5 protein-coding genes are annotated in these 5,570 nt (G+C 37.1%); 2 read left to right on the top strand and 3 right to left on the bottom strand.

Annotated features, from left to right (window positions below):
• Positions 1-337 precede the first annotated feature (337 nt).
• The gene (ahpC, locus tag P20652_RS12045; protein ID WP_008167514.1) at positions 338-907 is read left to right on the top strand and encodes an alkyl hydroperoxide reductase subunit C; all 570 of its coding nucleotides are present in this window, start codon (positions 338-340) and stop codon (positions 905-907) included.
• A 155-nt stretch (positions 908-1,062) separates the two neighbouring features.
• On the top strand, positions 1,063-2,643 hold the full coding sequence (gene ahpF / locus P20652_RS12050; protein ID WP_008167513.1) for an alkyl hydroperoxide reductase subunit F: 1,581 nt from the start codon (positions 1,063-1,065) through the stop codon (positions 2,641-2,643).
• A 117-nt stretch (positions 2,644-2,760) separates the two neighbouring features.
• Here the strand turns inward: ahpF and P20652_RS12055 are convergent, their stop codons facing one another.
• The 3 genes from P20652_RS12055 to P20652_RS12065 all read right to left on the bottom strand — a co-directional run bounded on the left by P20652_RS12055 (position 2,761) and on the right by P20652_RS12065 (position 5,488).
• Positions 2,761-2,958: a hypothetical protein gene (locus P20652_RS12055; RefSeq protein WP_008167511.1), complete on the bottom strand. Its 198-nt coding sequence runs from the start codon at positions 2,956-2,958 to the stop codon at positions 2,761-2,763.
• Between the two features lie 62 nt (positions 2,959-3,020).
• Positions 3,021-5,042 (bottom strand): ATP-binding protein, encoded by a 2,022-nt coding sequence (locus tag P20652_RS12060; protein WP_008167509.1) that lies wholly within the window; start codon positions 5,040-5,042, stop codon positions 3,021-3,023.
• Positions 5,043-5,266: 224 nt separating this feature from the next.
• Positions 5,267-5,488, bottom strand: a complete 222-nt coding sequence (locus P20652_RS12065; RefSeq protein ID WP_008167507.1) for a hypothetical protein — start codon at positions 5,486-5,488, stop codon at positions 5,267-5,269.
• Positions 5,489-5,570: the final 82 nt, after the last annotated feature.

Here is a 5,570-nt window from a genome sequence, read left to right as displayed (position 1 = left end):
AACGGGATTAAGCCTAAGTAACCTAGTTGGTATAGTGGTTAACAAATTTTTCCATTACGGTGTGCCTTATATTTAATGACTTATTTGAAGCGCGGCTATTGTAGCAGTATTGCGGTTAGCGATCTTAATAATTCGCCAGCATTTACAATTCAAACAATTCTTACGATAAAAGGTGTGGCATAGTTCAATACCAAAAAATCGATTGCTTTAATCTAAATAATCAATTTTATTTAATTTCCAATTAGCCTTATTGTATTAATCAAGCCAACGCAGAAGGTCGTTTTAAACCAAAGCGTTGTTTACTTTTAAATACATTGAACATAGACGAGGAAATACCATGAGCACTTCATTAATTAATACAAAATTACAACCATTCAATGCAACCGCTTACCACAACGGTGACTTTGTAGAATTGTCTGAAAAAGATGTTTTAGGTAAATGGTCAATCTTCTTCTTTTATCCAGCAGATTTCACATTTGTATGTCCTACCGAATTAGGTGACCTTGCAGATTACTATGCACAACTTCAAGAAATGGGCGTTGAGGTTTACTCTGTATCTACTGATACTCATTTTACTCATAAAGCATGGCATGACACGTCAGACACAATTGGTAAAATTACTTACCCAATGATTGGTGACCCAACAGGGCGTATTACACGCAGCTTTGGCGTGATGATTGAAGAGGAAGGCTTAGCGCTTCGCGGTACATTTGTAATGAACCCAGAAGGCGAAATTAAAATTATCGAAACGCACGATTTAGGAATTGGCCGTAGCGCTAAAGAACTCGTTCGTAAAGTACAAGCTGCACAATACATTGCAACTCACGACGGTGAAGTTTGTCCTGCATCTTGGCATCCAGGTGAAGACACACTTGCTCCTTCACTAGATTTAGTTGGTAAAATCTAAGTACCAGATTTTTCAATCAAGTAAGGGCAGTTACCTGCCCTTAAATCAACGAACATCCGTTTGTTGGTGCCTCCTATATCAATATACTTGTTTAAGCACATGCATTATTTGGCATGGGAGGCTTGCTGTTTAAATTTTCCTAAAAGGGTTAAGCCATGTTAGATAACAACATAAAAAATCAATTAAAAAGCCATTTCGAATCGCTTACTCAACCTGTTGAGCTGCTTATTGCCTTGGATGACAGCAAAAAATCAGCAGAAGTAGAAAGCTTAGCAAACGATTTAGCCTCACTAAGCGATAAATTTACTGTAATAAGCAATCCTGATACAAGCGCACGTCGCCCGTCAATGGTTGTACATTCACCTATTAAAAACACTCATATTACGTTTGCAGGCGTACCTATGGGTCATGAATTCACAAGTTTAGTGTTAGCACTTTTGCATACTGGCGGACACGCAAGTAAAGCTAAAAGCGAAGACATTGAGCAAATACAATCGCTTACACAAGAGCTGAACTTTGAAGTATACATAAGTTTAAGTTGCCAAACGTGCCCGCAAGTAGTCCAAGCACTTAATACTATGGCAGCGACAAACAGCAATATTAAAGCCACCATGATTGACGGTGCATTATTTCAAGATGAAGTAGAAGAGCGAAATATTTTAGCTGTACCGGCTGTATATTTAAATGGCGAACCATTTAGCCAAGGTGCACTAAGCCTTACTGACATACTTAATAAAGTAGATAGCAAAGGGGCTGCTAAACAAGCAGCAGCACTAAGCGAAAAAGACGAGTTTGATGTACTTGTAGTTGGTGGCGGCCCAGCGGGTGCGTCGGCTGCAATTTATTCAGCACGAAAAGGGTTAAATACAGGTATTGTTGCCGACAGATTTGGTGGGCAAGTTGCAGATACATTAGCAATAGAAAACTTTATTTCGATTAAGGCGACCGAAGGGCCTAAATTGGTTGCTCAGCTTGAAGAGCACGTTAAAGAATACGATGTAGATGTAATGCATAATCAGCGGGCAGCGGCACTTGGTTATAACAATGGCTACGAAATTACACTTGAAAATGGCGCAGTACTTAAAGCTAAGTCGCTCGTACTTGCCACTGGTGCACGCTGGCGCGAAATGAACGTACCAGGGGAGCAAGAATATCGTGGCCACGGTGTGGCATATTGCCCACATTGCGACGGCCCTTTATTTAAAGGCAAACCTGTTGCTGTAATTGGTGGTGGTAATTCAGGTATAGAAGCGGCAATCGATTTAGCTAATATTGTGCAAAGCGTTACGGTACTTGAATTTGCAGACACACTACGTGCTGATGAAGTGCTTATTCGTAAAGCTAAAAGTATGGCTAACATTACTATTATCAAAAGTGCACAAACAACCGAAGTACTTGGTGATGGCAAAAAAGTAACTGGCTTAATGTACACAGATAGAGTGTCGGGGGAGAGCAAAGAGCTTGAACTTGCTGGTATATTTGTACAAATAGGCTTAATACCAAATACCGAGTGGTTAAAAGACAGCGACCTTGGATTAAGCAAATTTGGTGAAATACTAATTGATGCTAAAGGCGCAACTTCATTACCAGGTATTTACGGCGCGGGGGATGCAACCAATACTCCGTTTAAACAAATTATTATTGCAATGGGCAGTGGTGCAACAGCAAGCTTAGGCGCATTTGATTATTTAATTCGCCACAGCGATGAAACTGATCAAGATCAAAGCGCTGCTTAATGTAATTAGTAAAAACTCTCTTGATATAACAGCAAGGTTACACCCATAGCTGTTTGTTCACCCAAGCCGCCCTTCTCCAAAGGCGGCTTTTTTAATGCTTAAGAATTAGCACATGATTTAATCGCACCCACCACCAGAATCGCCGCCGCAATCTGTATGAGAATGTGATGAACCAGAGTTAGTAAAACCAGATGATCTACCCGGTGATTTAGCACTGATAAATGTAAATAATAATAAAACACCAGATACGATAATTACTGTGATTAATGAGTCCCATTGGCCTGTTGAAAATCCTTTAAGTACAGCAATAGCCAATACTATTAATAATATAGTTCTAATTATATTTTCATTTTTATATCCTTATAAAGTAATAAATATTAGTTATTTTTTGCTACATGTGCGAGTGCATTAATAACGGCTTTTTCAAGTATGGGTAGTTTAAAAGGTTTTGATATAAACATATCCATACCAGCTTGTTTACACGCTAGTTTGTCTTGTGAAGAAGTATTAGCAGTTAAAGCCACGATGTAGGTTTCTTCATGTGGACAGATACTTTCTGATCTAAGCTGCTTTGTTGCCTCAAATCCGTCAAGGATTGGCATTACGCAATCCATAAAAATAAGATCATAATGTTTTTGGCGACATTTTAATACGGCGTCATGACCGTCAACTGCGCAGTCGGCTTTAATTGTTAGCTTGTCTAACGAAGCATGTAATACAAGCCTATTAATGTCGTTATCATCAACGACAAGCACAGATAATTGACTGCCATTAGTATCTAAATTTGACTTAATACTTTCTTGCTCTTGCTCTTGTCCCGCCTCTATTGGGATACTTAATAAAAAAGTGGTACCTTTATTTAGCGCACTATTTACCTTTATTTTTCCGCCCATATATTCTACAAGTTCTTTTACGATAGCAAGGCCAAGGCCTGTACCGCCTTTTACATTTTTAGCGTCAATTTCTTGTGAGAATGGAGAAAATAGCGATTGTAAAAAGGCTTTACTCATACCTCGGCCAGTATCCGATACTTCAATATTTAAAATTTGATTGGTCTTATTTTGGCTAATGCTTGTTTTTAGTGTTACAGAACCATTTTCGGTGAATTTAAGTGCATTACTTAATAAATTGGAAACAATTTGGCTAAGTCGAGTATTGTCAGTAAACACCCAACAATTATTATCAATTGTATTATCTACATGCAGCGTTACCTGTGTGTTTTTAAATAGGGGTGTGTATAACGACGTTAAATCGGTAAAAATTGTTTTTAGTAAAAAGTTCGTAGGCTCTAGTTTTAGCTCGCCATGGTTAATTTTAGAAAAATCGAGCACTTCGTTTATTATGCTTAGCAAAATATCAGCACTTCTAAGTGCTATTTTTATTTTTTCGGCGCGTATTTTTTCACTATGTTCATCAATTAATGTGGTTAACATACCGGTAATGCCGTTAAGCGGCGTTCTTAATTCATGACTTATTTTAGCAAATAACATGCTTCGGTCTTCAAGCAAACGTTCGGCTTCTGCTTGTTTTTGTTTAAGTTCTTCGCGTAACATCATTGATTCTGTTACGTCTTGAAATGTTCCAAATAAACGAATGCATTGATCACCATCAAATTCAGCTTCTCCAAAGGTTGATATCCACAATGTTTGATTTTTAGCTGTAACGATCTGTAAGTTTAGATTCCACTTCTCACCTTTTTCTATTGCTGCTTCAACGGCTTGGCTTATATTTTGACGACTAGAGCCTTCTTTGTAAAATTCTAGCGCACCTTCCATAAAAGGTTGATAGTCATTTGAAACTTGGTGAATACGTTTGGTTTGTTCACTCCAATATATTTTGTTTTCTATTAAATCGACTTCCCAAGTTCCTATATTTGCAACGTTTTCTAGTTTTAGTAGGGTATTACTATTTTTTATTAATTGGTTTTTTGCAAGCGAGCTTGCAAACTCTGAGCCTAACCATTGTGCAAAGAGTTCTATATAATCATAAGCATCGTCATTAAAAGCCAATGAGTCTTTTGTAGATGAAAAATTGACGGTACCAAATATTTCATCGCCAATTTTTATTGGTGCACCGATGTACGATTCTAACTGGAAATTTTTGTAACAAGGGTGGTTTGCAATCGAGCTTTGAGATGTTTTATGAAACGCAAGTGCAGAGCCAGCTGAAAGAGTATGTACGCAGTAAGTTCCGTTTAAATCAAACACGGTACCAGGCAAAAGCGAGTTGTCGGGGGTTATAGCGTATAAAACGGTATAGGTACTTTCGTCTACCTTGCTAATAATACCTAATTCTAGATCAAATACTTCTAATCCAAAGATTAAAAGTTTATCTATTTTATTTTCAAAATCAAGTGATTGGCTTGAGACTATGTCATGAAAACGTCTTAAAAAATTCAAAAGAAAAACCCCGTCAACTTTCATCCAATTTATATAATATTAATGCCAACTAAAGCACTTTACTCATTATGGAGTAAGTTTAGCAGTTTTAATCAATGATAACTAAAGTTGATGTATTTACTTTAAATTTATAACCTTATGTTTTATAAAACATAAGGTTTTATTTAGAGCGTTAATATAACGCTGAGTGAAATATTGATCATATAATGCTCAGCGCTTTATATTTAGTAGGTTGAATTTGGTGTGTACTCAGGATTTATATCGCCACCAACTTCTTCTGGATCGACATCGTTTATTAATAGTGTTTCGCGCACAGCTTCAATGTGATCAAGTACTGTTTGGTATCGTTCACCGTATTCGTATTTGGTTACTTCTATGGCTTTAGGCATATAAGTAAATGCTATTTTGAGGGCGTGAAGTGCTTCTTTGTTTATTTTTTCGCTCATAATGCTTTCTCATGTATAGGTTATGGTTCACAAAATAACACCAAATACGATACGTTAAAAATACAAAACTTAACAAAATTAG

The sequence above is a fragment of the Pseudoalteromonas sp. BSi20652 genome, from assembly GCF_000239855.1.
Taxonomy (GTDB): Bacteria; Pseudomonadota; Gammaproteobacteria; order Enterobacterales; family Alteromonadaceae; genus Pseudoalteromonas.
The sequence above is the reverse complement of the archived record's forward strand: the minus strand, read 5'-3'. Positions and strand labels throughout refer to the sequence as shown.

What these genes read in the sequence shown, in the direction of transcription:
- ahpC (WP_008167514.1), top strand. Translation starts at nt 338, where the DNA reads ATGAGCACTTCATTAATTAATACAAAATTACAACCATTCAATGCAACC.
- ahpF (WP_008167513.1), top strand. Translation starts at nt 1,063, where the DNA reads ATGTTAGATAACAACATAAAAAATCAATTAAAAAGCCATTTCGAATCG.
- P20652_RS12065 (WP_008167507.1), bottom strand. Translation starts at nt 5,488, where the DNA reads ATGAGCGAAAAAATAAACAAAGAAGCACTTCACGCCCTCAAAATAGCA.